Source organism: Thauera sedimentorum, from assembly GCF_014489115.1.
Taxonomy (GTDB): Bacteria; Pseudomonadota; Gammaproteobacteria; order Burkholderiales; family Rhodocyclaceae; genus Pseudothauera; species Pseudothauera sedimentorum.
In genome coordinates, this window is record NZ_JACTAH010000001.1 from 1,063,826 (window position 1) to 1,087,878 (window position 24,053).

Consider the following 24,053-nt stretch of genomic DNA (forward strand, 5'->3'; position numbering starts at 1 on the left):
CCGGTGAGCGGCATCGCAAGCAGGTATCCCAAGGCTTGCAAGGCGTTTTTCATCGTCGAGAGCGGTCAACTGCGGTTTCTAGGATTATGCATCGACGCCCGTTCCGCGGCTGTGTCGAATCCTTGCCGGGTTAGACTCGCGGCTCGTCCCTGCTTCCCATCGCCATGCAATCCGCCGAACGCCTCCCCGCGCCCGACTGGCGCGAAGCCGACCGCCTGCCGCTCGCCGCCCTGATCGCCGCCAACCTGCTGCCGCTGGCCGGCGTGTTCGCCTTCGACTGGGATGCCGGCGGGCTGCTGATCCTCTACTGGATGGAGAACCTGGTCGTCGGCGCCTATACCTTGCTGAGGATGATCCGCGCCAGCGGGCTGGCCGGGGTGTTCACCGGCCTGTTCTTCCTGGTGCATTACGGCGGTTTCTGCGGCGGACACGGTTTCTTCCTGCTGGCCTTCCTCAATCAGGGCGACATGGAGGGCGGCACCGGAGATCTGCTCGGCGAGGCGCTCGACGATGCCTGGCTGGGCCCCCTGGTGTTCGTCCAGTTGCTGGTGGCGGTGGTCAGGACGGTGGCCATGCAGGCACCGGAGTACTTTGGCCTGCCGCTGCTCGCCTTCGTGCTCAGCCACGGGCTGTCCACCTTCGTGCACCACGTGCGCGGCGGCGAGGACGCGGGGCGCAACGCCGGACAGATCATGGGCGACCCCTACCGGCGCATCGTCGTGCTGCATGTGGCGATCATCGCCGGCGGCATCCTGGTGATGAAGACCGGTTCCAGCCTGCCGATGCTCATGGTGCTGGTGGCCCTGAAGATAGGCATCGACATCGTCCTGCACCGCAGGGCGCACGCGCGCCGCCACGGCGAGGGCACGCGCTGATGCGCGGCTGTTTGCTTGCCGGTGCCGTCGCTGCTGCCGTGCTGGCGCAGGCGCCCGCCGCCGCGGACGTGCCCAAGGTGGCGGTCGATATCGGCCACACCGAAACTGCGCCGGGAGCAGCCAGCGCGCGTGGGCGCAGCGAGCTGTCGTTCAACCGCGAGCTGGCCGCCCAACTGGTGCGCGCGCTCGACGCCCGCGGGCTCGCGACCGTGCTGGTCAACGCCGACGGCCGGATCGCCTCATTGCACGAGCGGCCGCGTGCCGCCGAGGCGGCCGGGGCGGATCTGCTGTTGTCCATCCACCACGATTCGGTCAGCGAGCATGAACTGCGGGCCTGGCAGTGGGCGGGCCGGGAGCATTTCTACAGCGACCGCTGGGCAGGGCATTCGCTGTTCGTCTCGCGCGACAACCCGGACACTGCGCGCAGCGTGCTGTGCGCGCGCATCATGGGTGCGCGCCTGCAGCGCATGGGCTTTGCGCCCACGCACAAGAACGGCCGGCGGCGCGAGTACGCCGACCACGCCCACGCGGTGCATTACTACGATGCCCTGGCGGTGCTGCGCCACGCGCGCATGCCGGCAGTGCTGTTCGAGGCCGGGGTGATCCGCCACCGCGAGGAGGAGCTGCTGCTGGCCGATCCGCAGCGCCAGGCGCGCATGGCCGACGCCCTGGCCACCGCGATCGCCGCCTGCCTGAGCGCCGGCGTGGCCGCGGACGACGAGGCCACGGCCGACCGCCGCGGCGAAGCGCATCCGCCCCGCCTGCCGGACGAGGCGGGGGGCGACGCGGCTCAGATGCTGAACTGAGCCACCGACTTGCGCATCCGCTCCACCGCTTCCTCGAGCAGGTTCACCGCGCCGTGGGTCTGCGCGGCGACCGACACGTTCTGATCGGTCATCGCCGCCACCCGCTCGACGCTCTGCGCCATCGCCACCATGGCGTTCTGCTGCTCGCTGGAGGAATGCGAGATGTCGTTGACCATGTCCAGGGTGCGCACCATCTGGGTGGTGATCTCCTGCAGCGCCTGCTGCGCCTCCTGCACCAGCTTGACGCCGTCCTCCACCTGGTGCGCGCCGGAGCGCATCCCTTCGACCGCCTTCTGCGTTTCGTTCTGGATGGCGCCGATCATGCCGCCGATCTCGTTGGTCGCCTGACTGGTGCGCTCGGCGAGCTTGCGTACCTCGTCGGCCACCACGGCAAAGCCGCGGCCCTGTTCGCCGGCGCGCGCGGCCTCGATGGCCGCATTGAGCGCCAGCAGGTTGGTCTGGTCGGCAATCTCGCGGATCACCCCGGTGATGCGGGAGATCTCCGCCGACTGGCTGCCCAGCAACTCCACCTGACTGGCGGTGCGGCGCACCGTGCCGGCCAGGTCGACGATGCGGGCGCTGGCGCGGGCGGAGAGCTCCGCGCCGCGGGCCGACACCGTGCTGGCGGTCTGTGCCGCGTTGCGGGTGGCCGCCGCGTGCTCGGCCACCTCGCCGATCGAAACGGTGATCTGCTCGATGCCGGCCGCCGCGCTGGAGGTGGCGTCGCTCTGCACCCGGGCGGATTCATTGACGTTGCCCACGCCCAGGCCGACTTCCGACGACGCAACCGCCACCCGCTCGGCGGTGTCGCCCATGCCCTGCATGGTGGCCTGCACCGCGGACACGAAGCGGTCCATCTCGCGGGAAATCTCGCCCAGTTGATCGGCGCGTTCGAGCGCGAAGCGCTTGCGCAGGTCGCCGGTGGTGAGCAGCTGGTCCAGATGCGCGCGGAAGCTGCCCACGTCCCTGACCAGGCGGGGGAAGAAGACGGTGAGGAAGTACAGCGCCCACAGCCCGGCAATCGCGTCGATGCCCAGGGTGATGCGTGACAGCAGTGCGGACGGGAAGGCGTGCGAGGTCGCGGTGACGATTGCCATCACCAGCAGCAGCAAGGCGGTGCCGCCCAGTTGGGTGGGGGCCGAATTGAAGCGCGCCAGCAGCGAGCGGCGCGCGGGCACCACCCGGCCATGCTCGATGCGGATCGAGCGGTCGCCTTCGCGGATGCGCCGGTAGGCGGTCTCGGCGGCGGCCACCTCTTCGCGGCTGGGGCGCGAGCGGATCGACTGGTATCCGACGATGCGCCCCTGCTCGCGCACCGGCGAGGCATTGGCCACCACCCAGTAGTAGCCACCGTCGCTGCGGCGGTTCTTCACCAGCCCGCGCCAGGGGCGGCCGGCCTTGAGGTCGCGCCACATGTCGGCGAAGGCCTCGGGTGGCATGTCGGGATGGCGCACCATGTTGTGCGGCTGGCCGATCATGTCCTCGCGCCGGTAGCCGCTGATCCGCGCGAAGGCCTCGTTGGCTTCGACGATGTAGCTCTTCAGGTCGGTGCGCGAGTAGATGAACTCGCCTTCGGGAAGCAGGGTTTCGACGTTGTTGACCGGCAGATTCTGGCGCATGGGTGCCTCGTGAGCGTGGAGGGTCGGCAGTGATCCGTCTCGCATACGCATGGACACAATTTCAATTTGTGCAAGCAAATGTCCAGGACAACAATGCTGAGAACGCAGGAGGAATCCTATCAGCAAGATTATTAAAAGGGTTAATTGATTATATTGTCCAGGACAAACACGCGTCTTGATGCGATCGAAAACGGCGCGGCAACTCGGCCGCGCCGACCATGAGTCGAGCGGTGCGGGTAGTGCGAAGGCGGGGGGATCAGATCAGGCCGAAGGCGCCGGCAAGGCCGCCGGCGAGAATCAGCCAGATCGGCGCGAGCTTGGTCCGGTGCATGAGCAGCACGGTGAGCCCGATCAGCGCGAGTGCGCCGTAGGGCTGGGCGCCGCCACCGATGAAGGGCTGGGCGAGCACCCAGCCGGTGGCGAGCAGCAGGCCGACGGTCACCGGTGCGAAACCGGCGGTAAAGGCCTGCACGCCCAGCGTGTCGCGCCGCGAGCTGCCCCAGCGGCTCACGCCCAGCGAGAGCAGCGTGGAGGGCAGCAGGATGCCGATCAGCGCCACGCCGGCGCCGAGCAGGCCGGCGATCTGGTAGCCGAGTACCGGCACGAAGATGACGTTGGGGCCGGGGGCGGCCTGCGCCAGCGCGATCGACGAGGTGAAGCCGGCGTCGTCCAGCCAGCCGCGCTCGACCACGAAGTAGCGGTGCATCTCCGGCGCGGTGGACATCGCGCCGCCGATGGACAGCAGCGAGAGCAGCAGGAAGCGCAGGAAGAGATCGGCCAGGTCGGCCGCGCTCAGCATGGCGCTCATGTCCGCTGCGCCGCCTGCCACAGACGCCAGCGTGCCACCGACCAGCCGATGGCGCCGAAACCGGGCACCACCCAGGCGAGCGGCAGGCGCAGCACCGCGATCGCCACGATGGTCGCCAGCACGAACAAGGCGCAGACGACGGGCCCCATCGGATTCCTGCGCAAGCCGCCGACCAGCTTCAGCGCCATGGCCACCATCAGGCCAGCCGCCACCGCCCCCATGCCGCGCAGCGCGCCGTCGACCATGGGCTGGTCGGCGAACTGCCCGTAGCTGGCGGCCAGCAACAAAACGATGGCCAGCGGAGCGGCCAGCATGCCGGCGATGGCGGCCAGCGCGCCGCGCCAGCCGAAGAAGCGGTCGCCGAGCATCAGCGCCATGTTGACGATGTTGGGCCCGGGGAGCAGCTGCGATACCGAGTAGGTGTCCAGAAATTCTTCCCGGCTCAGCCAGCGCTTGCGGTCCACCAGTTCGCGCTGGGCCACCGCCAGCACGCCGCCGAAACCCTGCAGGGCGAGCACGGTGAAGGTGAGGAACAGGTCCAGCGGGGAGGCGGGAACGGCGCGCGTCGGGGCAGATTCGGCGGACGGCATGGCGGCGGCACTGGGCGGGCTGGCGGGCGGGGAGGCAAGGTTAACACGGCCCGGCAATGCCGGCGCGCGTCCGCAGTCTTTGGTAGGAGCGGCCTTGGCCGCGATGCGGCGTCGTGTCCTTGTCGGCCGCATCGCGGCCAAGGCTGCTCCTACGGGTGGTCAGGAACTGGCCGTCAGGCGGTGGCCGCACTGGCCGCAGAAGGCGTCCTGCGGCCCGACCGCGGCGCCGCAGACCGGGCAGGCGGCTGCTTCGGCTTCGGTGCGAGGTGCCTCGTCAGGTGCATCGCTGGCGGCGGGCGGGGGCGCGGGGTCGTCCGGTGTCTGGCGTCCTGTGCCGCGTTCGGCCACCGCGGCGCGGGCGGCGCCGGCGCGACGGCGGACTTCTTCCTGCGCGTCGCGGGCTCGGCGCTCGGCCTCCTGCCTGAGTTGCGCGGCCTTCTCGCGGGTCCTGCGCATGCCCTCGTCCAGGGTCGCCTCGGCCTCGCTGAAATCCAGGTCCGCGGTCAGGTGGCGGTAGATGCCGCAACTGCCGTGGATCATCACCGCAAACACCGCGGCGCCGACCAGGGCGTACACCAGCCCGGCGCCCATCATGCCGGCCAGCGCGCTGCCGCCCATGCCGGCCGCGCCGTGCGACATCATCGGGCCGAATGCGGGGCCGAAGTCGAGGATGGCCGCGCTCAGGCCGGTGACGAAGAACACGCCGGAGCTGGCCACGCCGAAGAGCACGAAGCCCGCCACGAAGACCAGCAGGGACAGCATCAGCGCGGCGATGGCCGCCTGTACCGGCTTGCGCAGGATCAGCGTGTACAGCCGGGCGAGGGTCTGGCGCAGGCTGGCGCCGCTCCACAAGGCCGGGCCGGCGAGCAGGAAGAAGAGGTAGCAGGCGGCGAGGTAGAAGGCCGAGGCCAGCGCCAGCAGCGGGAACAGAATCGCGTACAGCACCGGCCCGAGGCCGGGAATCTTGCACAGGAACAGCACCAGGCTCACCGCGAGACCGTACAGCGCGGTGAGCACCACCGCGCCGACGCCCAGCAGCACGAAGCGCAGGGCGCAGAACAGGCCGTCGGTGAGCGCCGCGCGCAGCTCGCGCTGCACCGCGCCGGTCGCCTGGTCCATCAGCAGCACGCCGGCGGTCGATACGCCGGTGAGCAGCACGCCGATGGCGACGAAGGAGGCGAACAGGGTCAGCAGGATGTTGCCGCGTGCGGCGCCCGCGCTGCCGACGCCCAGCACCAGTACGGCCAGGGCGGCGGTGGCGCACAGCGCGAGCAGCGCGCGCCAGTTGCGCCATGCTTCGCCGGCGTGCAGCAAGGTGCCGAGCAGTTCGCCGGTCTGGCGACTGGTGGTGTCCGTCATGGTCTTGTCCTCTTGTGGTTCAGGGCGGGGCGAGGGCTGCTCAAGGGTTGTGCTCGCCGGTGGCGCATTCCGGCACGCTGTTCCAGCGCTCGGCGCAATGGCGCCAGCGCGCCTTCTCGCGGCAGGGAATGCGTGAGAAGAAGTTGAGCTGCTCGCAGCGTGCGAGCTCCTGGCGCAGAGTCGTCAGCCAGTCGCCAGGGTCTGCGGCGTCCGGCGCTGCCGTGCGTTCGTCTGGCGAGGCGACAGAAGCTTCCGGCGGGCGGGGCGCTTGTGCTTCGGTGGCGGGCGCTGGGGGTGTTGCCGACTGCATGGGCTGCGGTGCCGGGGACGTCGGCGGGGCTTCGGCGGGTGCCGGTTCGACGGCGGCGGCATCGCTCGCGGGCGGCTCTGCCGCGCCCGGCGCTTCTGCCGCCGGGGCGTTGTCGGCAGGCGGTGCCGCCAGCGGTCCGGGTGTCAGCGGGTCGGGCGTGGAGCCCAGCAGCCAGAAGCCGAGCATGGTGGCCAGCAGCAGCGCGAAGGCGAGCAGGCCGGGCACCAGGGCGCGGGATCGCAGCGGAACGGCCGGTGCCGTCGTCGCCCCGTCCGGGCGCGGGCCGGCCGCCGCGGCGGACAGGGCCGTGCCGCAGGTGGTGCAGAAGCGTGCATCTTGGCGGTTCTGGTGGCCGCAGTGGGTGCATTGCATGGGAAACCTTGGGGGTGTCGCGGTGCTGTCTGCGCACGGGATGGGCGCCATTATAGGACGCTGCCATTGCCCCGCGGACGGCGGTGCCTCAGCCGGCGATGCGTGCCGAGGCGCCGCCGTCGATCAGCAGCGTCTCGCCGGTGATGAAGGTATTGGCCGGGGAAGCGAGAAAGGCTGCGGCGTTGGCGATCTCGTCGGCGGTGGCCACCCGGCCGAGCGGGGTGGCGGCCAGCCACTGGCGGCGCGCCTCGGATTCGGCGTGCTGCATGCCGGCGGCCACCGGGCCGGGGGCCACGGCGTTCACCAGGATGTGCTGCGCGGCAAGCTCGACCGCCAGCGCGCGGGTCAGGGCCAGCATCGCGCCCTTGCTCATCGCGTAGGCCGAGCGTTCGCCCGCTGTGCGCAGGCCGTGTACCGAGGCGATGTTCACGATGCGCCCGCCGCCGCCGGCGGCCATCAGCCGCGCCGCATGCTGCAGCGCCAGGAAGCTGCCGGTGATGTTCACCGCGCACAGCGCTTCGAGCTCGGCCGCGGCCATGTCCAGGAAAGGTGCGCGGCGGATCACGCCCGCGGCATTGACCAGGGCGGCCAGCGGGCCCCGGTTCGCGATCTCGGCGAAGGCGGCGGCGATGCTGTGCGGTTCTCCGAGGTCGCAGGCGAGGAAGGCGGCGCGGGCGCCGGATGCGCCGGCGAGCACGGGCTGGGCCTCGGCGCGGCAGTGTTCCAGGTCCAGCAGGAAGACGAAATCGCCCGCGTCGAGCAGCCGCTGCACGACGCTGCGACCCAGCCCGCCGCAGGCGCCGAGCACGGCGCAGATGCGCATGGAGTTGTCTCCGGGGCGTTGCGGAAAGGGACGGATCATAAGCTATCATGGCCCGGCCCACGGAACCCCCGGCGCGGCCAGGGCTGCGGACGGAGACGAAGAACCAATCCACAACACGAACGGGGTCACCTGATGAACAAACTGGTACGTACCATGCTGCTCGCCGGCACCGCTGCCGCGCTCGGCGCCACCTCGCTGGCGGTCCACGCGCAGGCCCGGGTCACCTACAAGTCGGCCGCGGCCGGCACCGCCTACTACCAGATGGGCGTGGAGCTTTCCGAAGGCATCAAGACCGGCGCCGACGGCAAGGTGGTGCTCACCCTGGAAGAGAGCCAGGGCTCGGTGCAGAACGTCATGGAAGTTCTCGGCCGGCGCGGCAACTATGTGTTCACGACGCCGCCGGCGCTGGTCAAGCAGGCGATGGCCGGCGAAGGGCCGTTTGCCGAGCGCAAGGGGCCGCAGTTCCAGGAGATCCGCGGCCTGTTCCCGATCCCGGCGATTACCATGCACATCGTCGCCGCCGGCGGCCCGGGGGTGATCTCGCTGGACGATCTGAAGGGCAAGCACATCCTGATCGGCCGCGGCTCCTTCGGCGCGCGCGAGGCGGAGCGCTACCTGAAGCTGTTCGGCCTGATGGACCAGGTGCGGGTGGCCGCCGCCGAGATCGGCAGCGGACCGGATGCGCTGAAGAACGGCCAGATCGACGCCTTCGTGACCGCCAGCTCCTTTCCGACGCCCAACGTGATCGAGACCGCGGCCAGCACCACGATCAGCCTGGTGTCGATGACCGACGCGCAGATCGAGCAGACCGGCGCGGCACGCCAGGTGATTCCGGTCGGGACCTACAAGGGCGTGGACCAGGCGGTCAACACCACCTCGCTGCCGGTGATCGCCTACACCACCACTGGCATGGATGCCGACACGGCCTACACCATCACCCGCGCGTTCTGGGAGCGCCGCGAGGCCATGGCGGCCACTTCGCCGTGGTGGAGCGGCATCACCACCGACATGATCGGCAACATCGCCGGCAAGCTGCACCCGGGCGCGCTGCGTTACTACGACGAGGCGGGAATCAAGGTGCCGGACAGCCTGCGCTGATCCCTTGCTCCGCAATACGGGGGCAGGCGCCGGTGCGTTCCGGGCCTGTCCCCGATGTTTTTGGTAGATCCCGATGTCCCCCTTGACCGCCACCACCACGGACGAGGCGCCCGCCGCCGCGTCCACCCGCCCGCATCATCCCTTGTGGATCGTGCTCGGCGCGCTGACCTGCGCCTTCCATCTCGGACTGATCTTCTACGGGCTCACGCCGGCCCTGATCAGCCGGCCCATCCACATGGCGCTGGCCCTGCCGTGGGTGCTGGTGTTCGCCGCCCGCACGCCCGCACAGCGCTGGAGCGGCTGGGTGCTCACCCTGGTCGGCTTCGCCGCCTGTGGCTACATCGCGCTCAACGAGACCGCGCTCTCCGACCAGTACGGCTTCATCGATACCCCGCTGCAGATGACCATCGGCGTGGCGCTGATCGCGCTGGCGCTGGAGGCCGCGCGTCGCGCCATCGGCTGGCCGCTGCCCATGGTGGCCCTGGTGGCGTTGCTCTACGGCGTGTTCGGCGAGCATGTGCCGGGCGAGTTCGGCCACCCCGGCTTGCCGATGTCGAGCTTCGTCGGCACGCTGACCATCGCCGAAGGCGGCCTGTGGGGTTCGCTCACCGGGGTGAGCGTGGGCGTGGTGGCGATCTTCGTGATCTTCGGCGCGGTGCTCAACGCCGGCGAGGCCGGGCGCGGCTTCATGAACCTGGCCTCCGCGCTGGCCGGGCGCCTGTCCGGCGGTGCGGCCAAGGTGTCGGTGATCTCCTCCGCGCTGGTCGGCTCGATCTCCGGTTCGGCGTCGGCCAACGTGGCCTCCACCGGGGCGATCACCATCCCGACAATGGTGCGCCTGGGCTATCCGCGCTCGCTGGCCGGGGCGGTGGAGGCGGTGGCTTCGTCCGGCGGGCAGATCATGCCGCCGTTGATGGGGGCGGGCGCCTTCGTCATGGTGGAGCTGACCGGCACACCCTACACCCAGATCATGGCCGCGGCGCTGCTGCCGGCCGTGCTGTTCTTCCTCACCGTGTGGGTGGGCATCAACGCCTATGCCACCCGCCACGACCTGCGCCCGATCGCCGCCCACGAGCAGCCCGGGCGCTACGAGGTGCTGGTGACCTCGGCGTTCTTCGCCGTGCCTTTCGCGGTGCTGCTCGAGCGCATCTTCATTGGGGGGCGCACGCCGCAGTATGCCGCCAGCCTGGCGGTGTTCGTCGGCATGGCGCTGCTGCTCGTCGACATGCACCTGCGCTTCTCGCTCGCCGGTTTCGCCCGCCGCATGGCCGACGCCGCGGTTACCGCCGGGCGGCAGGTGGCGGTGATCGGCGCCATCATCATCTGCGCCTCGCTGGTCATCGGCGTGCTGTCGATGACCGGGCTGGGGGTGAAGATCACCTCGGCCATCCTGTCGATCTCGCGCGACGCGCTGTGGCCGGCGCTCTTCCTCACCGCCATCGCCTGCCTGGTGCTGGGCATGGAACTGCCCACCACCGCGGCCTACGTGATCTGCGTGTCGGTGGCCGGCCCGGCGCTCACCGCGCTGGGGCTGCCGCCGCTGCTCGCCCATCTCTTCGTGTTCTGGTACGCGCTGCTGTCCACCATCACCCCGCCGGTGTGCGGCACGGTGTTCATCGCCGCCGGCATGGTGGAGGAGAACTGGCTCAAGGTCGCATTCAGCGCGATGGCGCTGGGCATCGGCCTGTACGTGATCCCGCTGGCCATGGTGGCCAATCCGGACATCATCCGCCTGAGCGCCGACCCGGTGGCGGCGGTGATCGACGCGGTGAAGATCGCGGTGGGCCTCACCGCGTTGTCGTTTGGCGTGATTGCGCGCCGGGCGGCATGGCACAGAGTGGCACTGATTCTGGTCGGCGTAGCGGTGATCTTCGCCGTCTGAAGGCGCTTAGCGGCGGAAGTCGCGCAGCACCGGCGCATCCGGCCAGAGCACCAGTTCGCCCTGCGGCGGCCGCGGGCCGAACAGCACCCAGGCGTCCAGCGCCGGCCCGAGCGGCTGCAGCATGCGCAGCCGTCCGGGGTGGCGGGCGAGCACCTCTTCCGCACACAGACCGGCATCGTAGCGCCCGGCGAGCAGGCCTTCGGCCACCGCGACGACGCTCGGCTCCTCGACCTGCCGTCCCCAGCGCGAGAGGTCGGTGTAGTGCCGGGTGGCCGGCTGCAGGCCGATGCTCGCCGGTGCGGCCACCTCCGCCCGTGCCAGCACCGCCAGCGGTCTGCTGCGGGCGATGAAGGTATCCACCGGAAAGGCGCCGCTACGGTAGCGCCCCACACAGTCGCCGTGCGCCGGATGCGCCGAGCACTGCAACAGGTAGTCGGCGTCGCCCGTGAGCAGGGCGTCGAAGGCGGGTTCGAACGCGTCGAACAGAATGATGCGGCTGGCGGCCAGCCTGCGCGCCATCAGATAGCGCTGCAGCACCAGTTCGTGATTGCTGCCGGTCGGGCCTAGGGTGGCAAAGATCATGGTGGGCTGGTCGTCTTGCTGCGGATAGGGGGCGTGCGCGGGTAGCCAGTATGCGCGGGTGCCAGGATCAGGTGAACCAGCGCTGCGTCCCGTGGCAGTTTGCTGGCAGTTCGATGGCAGGCAAGGTGCCGTGGATGGCATCGGGATCATGCTTGCGTGCGCGGGTTCCGGCAACGAAAGTGCGCAGGATTGCGTGAAGTCCATGTGTGCGGAGAAGCCTGCCGGGTTGGCACGGCTGTTGCGTTGATGAACCCGGAAGCCGCGTCCCGACGCGCTCGCCAGCCGGGCCGGACGACGCAGCATCCACTCGCTCGTCGTGCGCTGGCAGGCGACGCGAGCGCCGCAAGCGCAAGGCCCGAACAAGAGGAATGAACCGATCATGAAGATTGCCGTCACCAGTCAGAACTTCCGAACCGTGACCGCGCACGCAGGTCGTGCGCGGCGGTTCCTGATCTTCGACATCGCCTGCCCGTGCAGCCCGCGTGAGGTCGACCGCCTGGATCTGCCTGCGGACATGGCCTTTCACGACTTCCGTGGCAGCGCGCATCCGCTCGATGGCGTCGATGCGCTGATCACCGGCAGCGCCGGGGAAGGGCTGCAGGCGCGCTTGCTTCAGCGCGGGATCGAGCTGGTGGTATCCGGCGAGCCGGACCCGCGGCAGGCTGTGGCCGACTACATCCGGGGCTTCACCAGGCCGCCCGCGACCCGCGGGCATACGCATCATGGCGAGCGCTCTGCCTGAACTGAGCGGCCTGCAGGTCCGCCGCGTGCGAGGCCCTTGCTGACCGCATACTTGTGTGGTGAATACACTGGGGACAACATGACCGATCACATTATTGCTTTCCTGATCCTGAGCGCCGGAACGCTTGCCGCCCTGGCCCAGACGGGAGACCTGGAGGTGCACCTGCAAGGTGTCGAGCACGCGCGCGGCAGTGTCCGGGTCGGCCTGTACTCAGACCCCTCCAGTTTCCGGAAGGAGGAGCGGGCGGTGTCGGTTCTGCAGGCGCAGGCCGCGCCGGGAACGGTCGTGGTGCGCTTCCGGGGGGTGGCAGCGGGACGTTATGCGATCATGGCTTACCATGACGAGGACGGAAACGGTGAACTCAACCGTCGCTTCGGGATGGTCCCGACCGAGGGCTACGGCCTGTCCAACAACCCAAGTGTGTCGGGGCCGCCGGCCTTCGAGGACAGTGCGTTCGAAGTGGATGCCGGTCCCGCGGCGACGGTGATCGGTATCGACGTCCGCTATTGATCACCGCTTCGGCCCAGGCACACGTCAACCCGGCAGCAGGAATCAAGACCATGCAGCGAGCGCACATCCAGTCCTTCTTCGATCCGGCCACCTTCACCGTAACCCACGTGGTGTCCGACCCGGCCACGCGCAAGGCGGCGGTCATCGACAGCGTGCTCGATTACGACCCCAAGGCCGGGCGCAGTTCGCACGAGAGCGCCGACCGGGTCGTCGCCTACGTGCGCGAGTCAGGCCTGTCGGTGGAGTGGCTGCTGGAGACCCATGCGCACGCGGATCATCTCTCGGCCGCGCAGTATCTCAGGCAGCAACTGGGCGGGCGGTTGGGCATAGGTGCGCATATCCGCGAGGTGCAGGCCACCTTCCGCAAGGTCTTCAACGCCCTGGACATGAACGAGGAGGGCGCGGAGTTCGACTGCCTGTTCGAGGACGGCGAACGCTTCCGCGTCGGCGAACTGGAGGTCGAGGTCATCCACACCCCCGGCCATACCCCGGCCTGCCTGACCTACCTGATCGGTGGCGACGCCTTCGTGGGCGACACGCTGTTCATGCCGGACTACGGCACCGCGCGCTGCGACTTTCCGGGCGGCAGCGCGGCGACGCTGTTCCGTTCGATCCGCAAACTGCTGGCGCTGCCGCCGCACACCCGCCTGCACCTGTGCCACGACTACCCGCCGGAAGGGCGCGAGCCGGCCTGGGAATGCACCGTGGCGGAGCAGCGCGAGCGCAACATCCATGTCCACGATGGCGTCACCGAGGCGGAGTTCGTCGCCATGCGCAGTGCGCGCGACAAGACCCTGGCCATGCCGACCCTGCTGCTGCCCGCGGTACAGGTGAACGCGCGTGGCGGGCTGTTTCCGCCGCCCGAGGACAACGGCGTGCGTTACCTGAAGATTCCGGTGGATCTGCTTTAGAGGGCGTTGCTGCGGTTTGCGTCTGAAAACGGGGGTGTTGTTGACGTTGACGTCAACGTGGCAAAGAATCCTCCCCGCACAAGATCCCGAGAAGAAGCCCGCTATGTCCGATCCCGGCAGTCCCGACATCCGTTCCCGCGACCTGTGGGTCGAGCACCCGCAGGGGCGCATCTTCGTGCGCGAGTGGACACCGCCCGGCGCGGAGGGCGCGAGCCCCATCGTGCTGTTCCACGATTCGCTCGGCAGCGTGGAGTTGTGGCGGGACTTTCCCGCAGCGCTGTGCGCGGCCACCGGGCGCCGGGTGATCGCCTACGACCGGCCCGGTTTCGGCCGCTCGGATGCGCGCAGCGGACGGCCGGCGCTGAGCTTCGTGGCCGACGAGGCGGGCGAGGTCTTTCCGCTGCTGCGCGAGCAGCTAGGCTTCACCCGTTTCATCGCTTTCGGCCACAGCGTGGGTGGTGGCATGGCGGTGCATTGCGCCGCGGCCTTCGCGGACGATTGCGAGGCCTTGATCACCGAGTCCGCCCAGGCCTTTCTGGAAGAGCGCACGGTGCGGGGCATCGAGGCGGCCAAGGAAGCCTTCAGGGACGAGGAACAGGTGCGGCGCCTGGGCAGGTACCACGGTGACAAGGCGCGCTGGGTGCTGGAGGCATGGACCGAGAGCTGGCTGCATCCCGATTTTGCCGACTGGTCGCTGGCCGAGGTGCTGCCGCGCGTGCGCTGCCCGCTGCTGGCCGTCCACGGCGCTGAGGACGAATACGGCTCGGTCCGCCATCCGCAGACGATCGCTGAGCTGTGCAGCGGCCCCGCGCGGTTGGAGATCATGGAGGACACCTTCCATGTGCCGCACCGTGAGCAGCCCGCGCGCGTGCTCCAGATGGTCGCCGGATTCCTCCGCGGGCTGGCGTAGCGGCGTGCTTGCGCTGGCAGCTTGCCGGACCTTGCGCCGCTCGATGCCGCAGCAGGTGTAGGAGCGGCCTTGGCCGCGATTCGCCCGACGATCTGACGACGCCGCAATCGCGGCCAAGGCCGCTCCTACAGGTTCTTCCGCGCGGGCGGACAGCTCAGCCGCGCGCTGGCGGCGGTCAGCAGTTCGATGTCGCGCGCGACCTTGAGCAGACCGACGTGGCGGGCCGCCGGATGCGAGGCGGTGCGCATGAGGATGAGCCCGTCGCGCGTGTCGCTCAGGAGGAGGCTGGCAGCCGGGCCGATGAGCCGGATCACCGCTTCGTCGGCCTGGATGGTGTCGATCTGGCTGCCGATGCGCTCGCTCAGGGAGGCGTACTCGGCATCGCCGAGCCTGCCCTGCGGACGGACCGGGCCGACCGCGGCGAGCGTGCCGCCGAGCCGCTCGACCTGGGCGCCCATTCTGGCCAGTGCCCCCTGGCAGTCGGAGAGGCCGTCAGCCGTCGCGCACCCCGCCGCGACCGACAGGAGCAGCGCGGCGGCAAGGGAGAATCGATTCATCGCGTCTTCTCGAAGATCATCGGAACGCCGAGCTTGGCCTGCCGGCCCTGAATGCAGGGTGAACAGTCATCAGCGCCCATGCAGATGTTCGATCTGCGAGGGAGGCGGCGTTTGCGACAGCAGAATCTCCGCCAGGCGGGCTTGCTGCTCGGGGCTGAGGATCTTGCGTTCGGCGAGCAGCTGGTCGATCAGCAGGCCTTGCTGCTGCTGCTGCAGCGTGGCGATTGCGCCACGTTCGGCCTCGACCCTGGCCATGTCGAGCGGATCGGCGAACAGTGCGCGAATCAGTGCGGCGCGATGCGTGTCGAGCTGGCGGGCGGCGGCTCCGAACTGCTCCAGGAAGGGGCGTTCGGCTGCCTCCCAGGCCGTGCGCTGGGCTGCATCGAGTTGCAGGGTTTCGTGCACCGGGGCGATGGCGGCCGGTTCCGCGGGGCCGTGCCGGTCGAGCGCGATCGCCCCCAGGACGCCAAGGTTCACGGCGACGGACAGCAGCAGGGCCAGGCGTAGGGCGGTGGGCTTCATTGCGGGTTTCCGGTTGGGTTGCAGGCGTCCGGGCGGGGACAGAGGTTGCCGGGCGGCATGCTGCCGAACAGGCTCATGGCGCTCAGCATGACGGGCTGAGCCACGGGCTGCGGGGTGGGCGGGGCCAGCAGGATGGCGCCCAGTTGCAGCCCCAGGCCGAGGGCTGCGGCACTGGCGGCGGAGGGGACCAGGATGGCGCGCAGGAAATCCTTCCATCCCGCAAGGCGCGTCACGGGCCCGCGAGCCGGCGGGCGGGGCATCTCGTCCGGGGTGTGCGCCGTCGCGATCAGGCGCGGGAGGAGAACCGTGGCCAGGTCGGTGCCCAGCGGGGTCGGCGGCAGGCTGCCGAAGGCGGCACGCAGCGCGCGTAGATCTTCCAGCTTCGCCGAACAGCATGGGCAGGCGCTCACATGGGCGAGCACGTCCTCGCGGATGCCGGGCGTCAGCGCATCGTCGGCCAGCGCCGACAGGGTGTCGAGGGGCGGGCAGGACCTAGTCATTGCGTTCTCCGGTGCAGGGACGGAAGTGCTGCAGCACTGCGGACCGCGCCCGGGTCAGACGCGATTTCACCGTGCCTTCGGGGATGCCCAGAATGGTCGCGATGTCGCCGTAGGACAAGGCTTCGACTTCGCGCAGCAGGAGTATCTCGCGGTGTTCGGCGGCGATCCGCTGCAGGGCGGCCAGCAGGCGCTCGTGCTGTTGCAGGCTGGCGTAGCGCGCTTCGGGGCCGGGCGCGGGGTCGGGCAGGTCGATACCGTCGTCCAGCGGCGCGAACGACACCGTCCGGCGGCGCAGGTGGTCGATCGTCGCATTGCGTGCGATCTGCAGCAGCCAGGTCGAGAACCGCGCCTCGGGCCGCCAGGCGGGCAAAGCCTGCCATGCCTTCAGGAAGACGTCCTGGGTCAGTTCCATCGCCTCTTCGCGGGTATCGATCATGCGCAGGATGAAGCCGAAGACACGGTCCTGATACCTGCGCACGAGCGCGGCAAACGCGGCGGTGTCGCCCGTGCGAGCACGGGCGAGGTCCGCATCGTCGGTGGTCTGCGGTGCGTCAGGCATGGATCGGGCGCACGTCCTCGGCCTCGGGTGGTGTCGGTTTGACGGGTCAGTGGCCGGTCTCGATGTGCTCCCAGCCCGGGTGCGCAAAGTAGGTGCCGTAGTCGTCGAGTGCGCGAACCAGATGCACCACCCCGCGACTGCGGTCGTCGATGGCCTTCCTGCCGGCCACGACATCCACGCCCTTGCCGATCTCGGCGATCACGCCGTGCAGTACTTCGTCCGCCTCGGGCGTGAGCTTGCAGTTCTGCACGATGTAGGCAAGCTGCTGCTCAACTGCCTGGCCGAGGGCTTCGTACTGTGCCGCAGCGTAGCGCTTGGCATGAACGGCGGGCAGGGCCTGGGCGATTTCGCTGCGGATGGCCTCCATTCCCGAGCGCAGCGCGTCGTCGGTTTCCCACTTGGCACCATTGTTCAGCTTCAGCATGGCCGCGGCCGAGCCGTGGTCATGGCTGCCGGCGGCCACGGCGGCACCGGTGTAGGAGAATGCGCCGAGCGTGGCCAGGAGGCAGCCGGTGGCGATGCGCGTTGCGATGGCAGGTTTCATGGGGTCGGTGTCCTTTGACGGGGTTGTGGAATGCGGACGATCACGTCGTCCTGACCAATGAAACGTGCGGCGCGCAGAAATGTTCCATCGGAATCAAAAAAAGAGCGGTTCATTCCCTTGCATCAGGCGTGCCGGGGCCTGGCGTTGCCGGGCTCCGGCGGCGTCCTGATCACTTGCTGCGCTTGATCTCGGTCTTGAGGATCTCGCCGGTCATCGGATCGACGTCGAGTTCCACGCGCTGGCCCTGCATGTCGGTGGCCTTGACCTCGTACTTGTCCTTCTCGCGCTCGATCTTCTCGAAGTCGCGATAGCCGCCCGCTTCGAGTTTGACCTGCACCTCCTGCAGGCTCATCCAGCCGGCCTGGGTCGTGGTCGTTGCCGCCGAACTCTGGGCGAAGGCAGGAAGCACGCTGGCGCCAGCGGCGATGATGCCGCCCGAAACGAGCAAGGTGGCGATAAGGGTAGTGGCACGCATGATGGCATCTCCTTTGAGTCGGGTTGGCGGATTCGCTGCAACCGCAGGGCCATACTGCGAGCCGCCGCCTGAACGAGGACTGAAGGGGATGTTCACGAAGCGTTCACCGCGCGGGCGAGGGGCGTTCGCTGGCCCGGCGGATTGACGCGACCGGCGCGGCGCGGCATGGTGGGGCATCGCCCACCGGCAAGGCGCTGCACATGAAAACCCTGCTCATCGTCTATCACAGCATGACCGGCGGCACGCTGCAGATGGCGCAGGCCGCGGCGCAGGGTGCCGAGGCCGAGGATGCGGTGACGGTGCGCCTGCTGCATGCCGGCGAGGCAGGGGGAGAGGACGTGCTCGCCGCGGACGGCTACCTCTTCGCCACCCCCGAGAACCTCGCCGCCATCTCGGGACAGCTCAAGGATTTCTTCGACCGCAGCTATTACCCGGTGCTCGACCGCATCAATGGCCGGCCCTACGGCGTGCTGGTGTGTGCCGGCAGTGACGGCAGCAATGCCGCCCGCCAGATCGAACGCATCGCCACCGGCTGGCGGCTGCGGCAGGTGGCGCCGCCGCTGATCGTGTGCACCCGCGCGCAGACGCCGGAAGAGATCCTGCGCCCCAAGCAGATCGGCGCCACCGACCGCGAGCGCTGCGAGGAACTCGGTGCGGCGCTGGCAAGCGGGCTGGCGATGGGCGTGTTCTGACGCGCATAACGCGGAACGGCGCACCGCCGGGGTGCGCCGTCCGTGCAATTTCCTGACGGGGCTGCCTTACCAGTTCGGATCGCGCTCCGGCGTGGAGGTGATGCGGTGGATGGACAGGTCCGCGCCCTGGTATTCCTGTTCCTGGTCCAGCCGCAGCCCGCTGATCGCGCGGATGGTGCCGTACACCACGAAGCCGCCGATCAGCGCCACGGCGATGCCCATCAGCGTCATCAGCAGCTGCGGCATGAAGGCCACGCCGCCCAGGCCGCCGAGCGCGGTGCTGCCGAAGATGCCGGCGGCGATGCCGCCCCAGGCGCCGCACAGGCCGTGCAAGGGCCACACGCCGAGCACGTCGTCGATCTTCCAGCGGTTCTGGGTAAGGGTGAACAGCTGCACGAAGAGCACGCCGGCCACCGCACCGACCACCAGCGCACCGACCGGGTGCATCAGGTCGGAGCCGGCGCATACCGCCACCAGACCGGCGAGCGGGCCGTTATGCACGAAGCCCGGGTCGTTCTTGCCGACCACCAGCGCGGCCAGCGTGCCGCCGACCATGGCCATCAGCGAATTCACCGCCACCAGGCCGGAGATGTTCTCCAGGGTCTGTGCGCTCATCACGTTGAAGCCGAACCAGCCCACGGTGAGGATCCAGGCGCCCAGCGCGAGAAAGGGGATCGAGGAGGGCGGATGCGCGGCGATGGCGCCATTCTTGGAATAGCGCCCGTGGCGCGGTCCGAGCAGCAGCACCGCGGGCAGCGCCAGCCAGCCGCCCATCGCATGCACCACCACCGAGCCGGCGAAGTCGTGGAAGGGCACGCCGTAGGTGGCCTCCAGCCAGGCCTGGATGCCCAGGCCGCCGTTCCAGGCGATGCCCTCGAAGAAGGGGTATACCAGGCCGACGATCAGGAAGGTCGCGGCCAGTTGCGGGTTGAACCTGGCGCGCTCGGCGATGCCGCCCGAGATGATCGCCGGAATGGCCGCGGCAAAGGTGAGCAGGAAGAAGAACTTGGTCAGCTCGTAGCCGTTTTTCGCCATCAGCGATTCCGCGCCCGAGAGGAAACTCACCCCGTAGGCCACGCCGTAACCGATGAAGAAATAGGCGATGGTCGACATGGCGAAATCGCACAGGATCTTCACCAGCGCATTGACCTGGTTTTTCTTGCGCACCGTGCCCACTTCGAGAAAGGCGAAACCCGCATGCATGGCGAGCACCATGATGGCGCCGAGCAGGATGAACAACACGTCGCTACCGGACTTGAACGCTTCCATCACACCTCCTGAGCAAAAGACCGGGTGGAGAAAGCAAGCACCGTTCCAGTGCGCGGATGGGCGTCAAATCAATGGTTTGGCACAAATGCTGGGAGCGGCAACGCACCGTGCAGGTGCAATGCACCGCAACGATGCCCGTACGTGGTGCGCTGCGCCCCGCAATGGTTCGCGGCGCATGCGTTCCAGTCCAGAACCGTGCGCGGGTGGGGTGGGGACGGTGAATCGCGGGCAAGCCCGCTCCTACCGCGCTGTCGGTGGCCGCGGTCGATTGTTCGCCTGTAGGAGCGGCCTTGGCCGCGATGCGGCGGCGGTTTCGCAAAGGCCGCAATCGCAGGCAAGCCCGCTCCTACCCGACCGATGCGCCCTGCAGGTCCGTGCCGAACAGGTAGGACTCCATCGACAGCACGCCATGCACGATGCCGCCGGCCAGCACGGTGACCGGCAGGGGGGGACGGGCCGCTCCCCAGGCCACCAGCAGGGGCAGGAAGTGCTCCGCCGTGGGGTGGGCACGCCGGGCATGCGGCGCGATGTCGAGGGTGGCGGCCAGGCGGTCGCCATCGCCGGCGGTGACCGCGGCGCGCACCCAGTCCTGGAACTCGCGTGCATAGGCGGCCTCCTGCGCCTCGCCCATGCGGAATTCGTAGAGGTTGTGGGTGAGGCTCCCTGAGCCGACGATCAGCACGCCTTCATCGGCCAGCGGTGCGAGCGCGGCTCCGTAGTCCCGCGCCTCCGCCGCGGTGAGCGAGGCGGGCAGGGAGACCTGGAAGACCGGAACCTCGGCCTGCGGATAGAGATGGCGCAGCGGCACCCAGGCGCCGTGGTCCAGCCCGTGCCGTGGGTCGGCCTGTGCCGCCCAGCCCGCTGCCTGCAGCAGGTCGAGGGCCCGTTCGGCCAGTTCCGGGTGGCCGGGGGCGGGGTAACTGAGTTCGTATAAGGCGGGGTCGAATCCGCCGAAGTCGTGAATGGTCTGCGGCTGCGCGGTCGTGGCGACGCGCGGCTGCGCCGTCATCCAGTGGGGCGACACCACCAGCACCGCCTCGGGGCGCGGCAGGCGGGCGGCCGCCGCCGCCAGCTGGGCGCCGGCCAGGCCGGGCTCGAGTGCGTAGGTCGGGGCGCCGTGCGAGACGAACAGGGTGGGCAGGCGGTTCATGGGGCGGGCTCCTTGTGTCCGGTCGTGCCGCTGCGGGCGGTGAGGGACACTATAGGAAGTGAGGTGTCAGAGATAAACTCGTAAAAATCTCATTCACTGTTTCGCTGAGCGATACAAATGAACAAGCTCCTCGAGATGCGCAGCTTCGTCACGGTGGTCGACGCCGGCAGTTTCGTCGGCGCCGCCGAGGCGCTGGGCCTGTCCAAGCCCGCGGTGTCCCGCCATGTCGCCGAACTGGAGGCGCGGCTCGGGGTGCGCCTGCTGCACCGGACCACGCGCAAGCTGTCGCTGACCGCCGAGGGCGAGATCTTCGACGCCCGCTGCCGGGAACTGCTGGCCGGCGTGGATGAAGCCGAGGCCGAGATCACCGCACGTGCGGGTGAGGCGGTGGGCGTGCTGAAGATCAACGCCCCGGTCACCTTCGGTGTCCGCCACCTGGCCCCGCTGTGGGGCGGCTTCATCGCGCGCCATCCGCGGGTGTCGCTGGACGTGAGCCTGTCGGACCGGGTGGTGGACCTGGTGGAAGAGGGCTATGACCTGGCGATACGCATCGCCAGCCTGCCGCCTTCCAGCCTGATCGGCCGCCAGCTCGCGCGTACCCGCGTGATCCTCTGCGCCTCGCCGGCCTATCTGCGCGAGGCCGGCACGCCGGTCCATCCGTCCGAACTGGCGCGGCATCGCGTGCTTGCCTACAGCTACTGGGCCCTGGGCGATGAGTGGCGTTTCGACGGCCCCGAGGGCGAACTGCGGGTGCACACCCGGCCCTGTCTGCGCAGCAACAACGGCGATACCTGCCTGGCCGGCGCGCTCGCCGGGCAGGGGCTGATCCTGCAGCCCAGCTTCCTGGTGCACGAGGCCTTGCGCGACGGCTCCCTGGTGGAGGTGCTGCCGCAGTATCGCGCCATCGAGCTGGGCATCCACGCGCTGTATCCGACGCGCAGGTTCGTCGCGCCCAAGGTCCGCCTGATGATCGACTACCTGGTCGAAGCCTTCCGTCAGCCGCCCTGGCAGGACTGAGCGGGTTCAGCGCACGCCGGCAAGTCTCGGGATCGTCTCGCCGGCGAGCGGGGTGTCCTCGTGCATGCAGGTGCGTGGCCGGTACGGGGAAGCCCTTACGTAGTCCTACGCTAGGGTAGCCCTGCGACTGTGCTCGCGTCGCCGGCGTTCTTAGAATGTCGCCCTCGCAGACAACAATCGAGGAGACCTGCGATGGGTGCCTGCATCGTCAGCTTCCCGGAGTGTGTCCGATGAACATTGCCGAGTTCCTGGCCCGTACTGCGCGTGTTTCCCCCGAGCGCCCGGCCTTGTTCCATGGCGAAACATGCCTGTGCGACTACCGTGAATTCGCCTCCCGCGCGGCGCGCATCGCCGGCGCGCTGACCCGTCGCCACGGCCTGGCCGAAGGCGAGCGGGTGGTGGTGTTCATGGGCAACTGTGCGGAATACCTCGAAGTGCTCTATGGCATCTGGTGGGCCGGGCTGGTGGCGGTACCGGTGAATGCCAAGCTGCATCCGCGCGAAGTGGCGTGGATCGTCGAGGACGCGCAGGCTGCGGCGATCTTCCTGTGCCCCGAGCGCGCGCCGGGCATGCTGGCGCTGCTGCCGGATCTGCCGGGCGTGCGCCAGACCTTCACCGCGGGGTCGTCCGCCTACACCGGTCTGCTCGCCAGCGAGCCGCTGCCGCTGTGCCATCGTGCGCCGGACGACCTCGCCTGGCTGTTCTACACCTCCGGCACCACCGGGCGGCCCAAGGGCGTGATGCTGACGCATCGCAACCTCGCCAACATGGTGGCCTGCTACTTCATGGATGTGGACGAAGTCAGCCCGGACGACGCCATCGTCTACGCCGCGCCGATGTCGCACGGCGCCGGACTGTACAACTTCATGCACGTCATCAAGGGCGCGCGCCACGTGGTGCCGCGCTCGGGCGGCTTCGACGAGGCCGAGCTGGTGGAGCTGGCCGCGTGCGTCGGCCGCCTGTCGATGTTCGCAGCGCCCACCATGGTCAAGCGCCTGGTCGAGCATGTGGCGGCCAGCGGCGCGGACGTCTCCGGCTTCAAGACCATCGTCTATGGCGGCGGGCCGATGTACGTGGCCGACATCCGCCGCGCGCTCGCCGTGATGGGCGACCGCTTCGTGCAGATCTACGGCCAGGGCGAATCGCCGATGACCATCACCGCGCTGTCGCGCGCGCAGCTGGCCGGGCGCGATCACCCGCGTTGGGCCGAGCGCATCGCCTCGGTCGGGGCGGCGCAGTCGCTGGTGGAGGTCCGTGTCGCCGGCCCGGACGGCGAGCCCCTGCCCGCGGGCGAAGTGGGCGAGGTACTGGTGCGCGGCGACGTGGTCATGAGGGGCTACTGGCGCAACGAGGCGGCCACCACCAGGGCGCTGCGCGAGGGCTGGTTGTGGACCGGCGACATGGGCAGCCTGGACGAGGACGGCTTCCTCTCCCTGCGCGACCGCTCCAAGGACGTGATCATCTCCGGCGGTTCCAACATCTACCCGCGCGAAGTCGAGGAGGTGCTGCTGCGCCACCCCGGCGTGCGCGAGGTCTCGGTGGTCGGCAAGCCGGACCCGGAGTGGGGCGAGGTTGTCGTGGCCTTCCTGGTCGCCGGCGCGGACGTGGACGAGCGCGCGCTCGACGCCCTGTGCCTGGCCGAGATCGCCCGCTTCAAGCGTCCCAAGGAATACCGCTTCGTCGACGCGCTACCCAAGAACAACTACGGCAAGGTGCTGAAGACCGAACTGCGCCGGCAACTGCAGGCATAAAACTCGAAAGGGAGACGAACCATGAGCTTGAACAACCGAATCGCGCTGGTCACCGGCTCGAACCAGGGCATCGGCCTGGCGATCGCCGAAGTGCTGGCGCGCCACGGCGCGGACATCGTGCTGCACGGCCTGTGCGCGGTGGAGGAGGGTGAGCGCCAGGCGAGGGAACTGACCGAAGCCTGGGGAACGGGGGTGAGCTTCCTGCCCGCCGACCTCGGCGTGCCCGACGAGGCCGCCGGCCTGGTCGAGGCAGCGGTCGCCCGCCACGGCCGGCTGGACATTCTGGTGAACAACGCCGGCATCCAGTACACCGCGCCGCTGGACGAATACCCGCTGGCGCGCTGGGACGCCATCCAGGCCATCAACCTGCGCGCGCCCTTCCTGCTCACCCAGGCGGCGCTGCCGCACATGCGCCGGCAGGGCTGGGGGCGCATCGTCAACATCGCCTCGGTGCACGGCCTGGTGGCCTCGGTGAACAAGTCCGCCTACTGCGCGGCCAAGCACGGCCTGGTGGGGCTGACCAAGGTGGCCGCGCTGGAAACCGCCACCGACGGCATCACCGTGAACGCCATCTGCCCGGGCTGGACCGAAACCCCGATCCTCGAACCGCAGATCGCCGCGCGTGCCGCCCAGCTCGGCACCGGCCGCGATGCCGCGATCCGCAGCCTGGTGGCGGAGAAGCAGCCCAACCAGACCCTGATGCCGCCCGCCTGGATCGGCGAGATGGCGGCCTTCCTGTGCAGCGACGCCGCCGCCGGCATCACCGGTACGGCACTGCCGGTGGATGGCGGCTGGACCGCCCAGTAGAGCCCGGCGGCCA

General features: G+C 69.4%; 27 protein-coding genes. 12 read left to right on the top strand and 15 right to left on the bottom strand.

Annotated elements, in window-relative coordinates; genetic code table 11:
- Positions 1-164 precede the first annotated feature (164 nt).
- Both IAI53_RS04795 and IAI53_RS04800 read left to right on the top strand, forming a co-directional pair.
- Positions 165-875, top strand: a complete 711-nt coding sequence (locus IAI53_RS04795; protein ID WP_187716986.1) for a DUF6498-containing protein — start codon at positions 165-167, stop codon at positions 873-875.
- Positions 875-1,681, top strand: coding sequence for an N-acetylmuramoyl-L-alanine amidase family protein (locus tag IAI53_RS04800; RefSeq protein ID WP_187716987.1), 807 nt, complete (start codon positions 875-877; stop codon positions 1,679-1,681). Before IAI53_RS04795 ends, IAI53_RS04800 begins: the two co-directional genes overlap by 1 nt.
- Here IAI53_RS04800 and IAI53_RS04805 read toward each other — a convergent pair.
- From IAI53_RS04805 to IAI53_RS04830, 6 genes are all read right to left on the bottom strand, one after another.
- Positions 1,666-3,300, bottom strand: a complete 1,635-nt coding sequence (locus IAI53_RS04805) for a methyl-accepting chemotaxis protein (RefSeq protein ID WP_187716988.1) — start codon at positions 3,298-3,300, stop codon at positions 1,666-1,668. The two genes, IAI53_RS04800 and IAI53_RS04805, sit on opposite strands and share 16 nt — an antisense overlap.
- A 256-nt stretch (positions 3,301-3,556) precedes the next feature.
- Positions 3,557-4,108: a chromate transporter gene (locus IAI53_RS04810; protein ID WP_187716989.1), complete on the bottom strand. Its 552-nt coding sequence runs from the start codon at positions 4,106-4,108 to the stop codon at positions 3,557-3,559.
- Positions 4,105-4,698, bottom strand: a complete 594-nt coding sequence (locus IAI53_RS04815; protein ID WP_187716990.1) for a chromate transporter — start codon at positions 4,696-4,698, stop codon at positions 4,105-4,107. The genes IAI53_RS04810 and IAI53_RS04815 overlap by 4 nt, the downstream gene beginning before the upstream one ends.
- A 159-nt stretch (positions 4,699-4,857) precedes the next feature.
- Positions 4,858-6,057, bottom strand: coding sequence for a zinc ribbon domain-containing protein (locus tag IAI53_RS04820; RefSeq protein WP_187716991.1), 1,200 nt, complete (start codon positions 6,055-6,057; stop codon positions 4,858-4,860).
- Between the two features lie 40 nt (positions 6,058-6,097).
- The gene (locus IAI53_RS04825) at positions 6,098-6,739 is read right to left on the bottom strand and encodes a zinc ribbon domain-containing protein (RefSeq protein WP_187716992.1); all 642 of its coding nucleotides are present in this window, start codon (positions 6,737-6,739) and stop codon (positions 6,098-6,100) included.
- Positions 6,740-6,827: 88 nt separating this feature from the next.
- A complete protein-coding gene (locus IAI53_RS04830; protein WP_187716993.1) occupies positions 6,828-7,562 on the bottom strand; it encodes an SDR family NAD(P)-dependent oxidoreductase in 735 nt (244 codons plus the stop codon).
- Between the two features lie 132 nt (positions 7,563-7,694).
- On the opposite strand from IAI53_RS04830, the gene IAI53_RS04835 reads away from it, so the two are divergent.
- Together IAI53_RS04835 and IAI53_RS04840 are read left to right on the top strand one after the other, a co-directional pair.
- Entirely contained in the window at positions 7,695-8,660 is a 966-nt protein-coding gene (locus IAI53_RS04835) for a TAXI family TRAP transporter solute-binding subunit (protein WP_187716994.1), read from the top strand.
- Positions 8,661-8,733: 73 nt separating this feature from the next.
- Complete coding sequence (locus IAI53_RS04840; RefSeq protein WP_187716995.1) at positions 8,734-10,542, top strand: TRAP transporter permease; 1,809 nt, start codon at positions 8,734-8,736, stop codon at positions 10,540-10,542.
- Positions 10,543-10,548: 6 nt separating this feature from the next.
- Here IAI53_RS04840 and IAI53_RS04845 read toward each other — a convergent pair whose 3' ends face one another.
- Positions 10,549-11,124 carry a hypothetical protein gene (locus tag IAI53_RS04845; protein ID WP_187716996.1) on the bottom strand — a complete coding sequence of 192 codons (576 nt, stop codon included), beginning with the start codon at positions 11,122-11,124 and terminating at the stop codon, positions 10,549-10,551.
- Between the two features lie 379 nt (positions 11,125-11,503).
- Between IAI53_RS04845 and IAI53_RS04850 the strand changes: the two genes are divergently transcribed.
- The 4 genes from IAI53_RS04850 (at position 11,504) to IAI53_RS04865 (ending at position 14,197) form a co-directional block, all read left to right on the top strand.
- Positions 11,504-11,866 (top strand): NifB/NifX family molybdenum-iron cluster-binding protein, encoded by a 363-nt coding sequence (locus tag IAI53_RS04850; protein WP_187716997.1) that lies wholly within the window; start codon positions 11,504-11,506, stop codon positions 11,864-11,866.
- A 78-nt stretch (positions 11,867-11,944) separates the two neighbouring features.
- Positions 11,945-12,376, top strand: coding sequence for a DUF2141 domain-containing protein (locus IAI53_RS04855; protein WP_187716998.1), 432 nt, complete (start codon positions 11,945-11,947; stop codon positions 12,374-12,376).
- Positions 12,377-12,426: 50 nt separating this feature from the next.
- Positions 12,427-13,287 (top strand): MBL fold metallo-hydrolase, encoded by an 861-nt coding sequence (locus IAI53_RS04860; RefSeq protein ID WP_187716999.1) that lies wholly within the window; start codon positions 12,427-12,429, stop codon positions 13,285-13,287.
- 103 nt (positions 13,288-13,390) lie between these two features.
- Entirely contained in the window at positions 13,391-14,197 is an 807-nt protein-coding gene (locus tag IAI53_RS04865) for an alpha/beta fold hydrolase (RefSeq protein ID WP_187717000.1), read from the top strand.
- A 125-nt stretch (positions 14,198-14,322) separates the two neighbouring features.
- Here IAI53_RS04865 and IAI53_RS04870 read toward each other — a convergent pair whose 3' ends face one another.
- The 6 genes from IAI53_RS04870 to IAI53_RS04895 all read right to left on the bottom strand — a co-directional run bounded on the left by IAI53_RS04870 (position 14,323) and on the right by IAI53_RS04895 (position 17,354).
- Entirely contained in the window at positions 14,323-14,754 is a 432-nt protein-coding gene (locus IAI53_RS04870) for a hypothetical protein (RefSeq protein ID WP_187717001.1), read from the bottom strand.
- A gap of 69 nt (positions 14,755-14,823) precedes the next feature.
- A complete protein-coding gene (locus tag IAI53_RS04875; protein ID WP_187717002.1) occupies positions 14,824-15,276 on the bottom strand; it encodes a Spy/CpxP family protein refolding chaperone in 453 nt (150 codons plus the stop codon).
- Positions 15,273-15,776, bottom strand: a complete 504-nt coding sequence (locus tag IAI53_RS04880) for an anti-sigma factor family protein (protein ID WP_187717003.1) — start codon at positions 15,774-15,776, stop codon at positions 15,273-15,275. The genes IAI53_RS04875 and IAI53_RS04880 overlap by 4 nt, the downstream gene beginning before the upstream one ends.
- The gene (locus IAI53_RS04885) at positions 15,769-16,335 is read right to left on the bottom strand and encodes an RNA polymerase sigma factor (RefSeq protein WP_187717004.1); all 567 of its coding nucleotides are present in this window, start codon (positions 16,333-16,335) and stop codon (positions 15,769-15,771) included. The genes IAI53_RS04880 and IAI53_RS04885 overlap by 8 nt, the downstream gene beginning before the upstream one ends.
- 46 nt (positions 16,336-16,381) lie before the next feature.
- Entirely contained in the window at positions 16,382-16,879 is a 498-nt protein-coding gene (locus tag IAI53_RS04890) for a hypothetical protein (RefSeq protein WP_187717005.1), read from the bottom strand.
- Positions 16,880-17,048: 169 nt separating this feature from the next.
- Positions 17,049-17,354 carry a PepSY domain-containing protein gene (locus tag IAI53_RS04895; protein WP_187717006.1) on the bottom strand — a complete coding sequence of 102 codons (306 nt, stop codon included), beginning with the start codon at positions 17,352-17,354 and terminating at the stop codon, positions 17,049-17,051.
- A 200-nt stretch (positions 17,355-17,554) separates the two neighbouring features.
- Between IAI53_RS04895 and IAI53_RS04900 the strand changes: the two genes are divergently transcribed.
- The gene (locus IAI53_RS04900; protein ID WP_187717007.1) at positions 17,555-18,046 is read left to right on the top strand and encodes a flavodoxin family protein; all 492 of its coding nucleotides are present in this window, start codon (positions 17,555-17,557) and stop codon (positions 18,044-18,046) included.
- 66 nt (positions 18,047-18,112) lie between these two features.
- On the opposite strand, the gene IAI53_RS04905 is transcribed toward IAI53_RS04900, so the two are convergent.
- Entirely contained in the window at positions 18,113-19,315 is a 1,203-nt protein-coding gene (locus tag IAI53_RS04905; RefSeq protein ID WP_187717008.1) for an ammonium transporter, read from the bottom strand.
- A 346-nt stretch (positions 19,316-19,661) separates the two neighbouring features.
- Complete coding sequence (locus IAI53_RS04910) at positions 19,662-20,465, bottom strand: DODA-type extradiol aromatic ring-opening family dioxygenase (protein ID WP_187717009.1); 804 nt, start codon at positions 20,463-20,465, stop codon at positions 19,662-19,664.
- Positions 20,466-20,582: 117 nt separating this feature from the next.
- Here IAI53_RS04910 and IAI53_RS04915 point away from each other — a divergent pair, with 117 nt between their 5' ends.
- The 3 genes from IAI53_RS04915 to IAI53_RS04925 all read left to right on the top strand — a co-directional run bounded on the left by IAI53_RS04915 (position 20,583) and on the right by IAI53_RS04925 (position 24,040).
- Positions 20,583-21,482, top strand: a complete 900-nt coding sequence (locus IAI53_RS04915; protein ID WP_187717010.1) for a LysR family transcriptional regulator — start codon at positions 20,583-20,585, stop codon at positions 21,480-21,482.
- A 230-nt stretch (positions 21,483-21,712) separates the two neighbouring features.
- Positions 21,713-23,233: a class I adenylate-forming enzyme family protein gene (locus IAI53_RS04920; protein WP_187717011.1), complete on the top strand. Its 1,521-nt coding sequence runs from the start codon at positions 21,713-21,715 to the stop codon at positions 23,231-23,233.
- A 21-nt stretch (positions 23,234-23,254) separates the two neighbouring features.
- Positions 23,255-24,040 carry a 3-hydroxybutyrate dehydrogenase gene (locus tag IAI53_RS04925; RefSeq protein WP_187717012.1) on the top strand — a complete coding sequence of 262 codons (786 nt, stop codon included), beginning with the start codon at positions 23,255-23,257 and terminating at the stop codon, positions 24,038-24,040.
- The last annotated feature ends 13 nt before the right edge of the window (positions 24,041-24,053 follow it).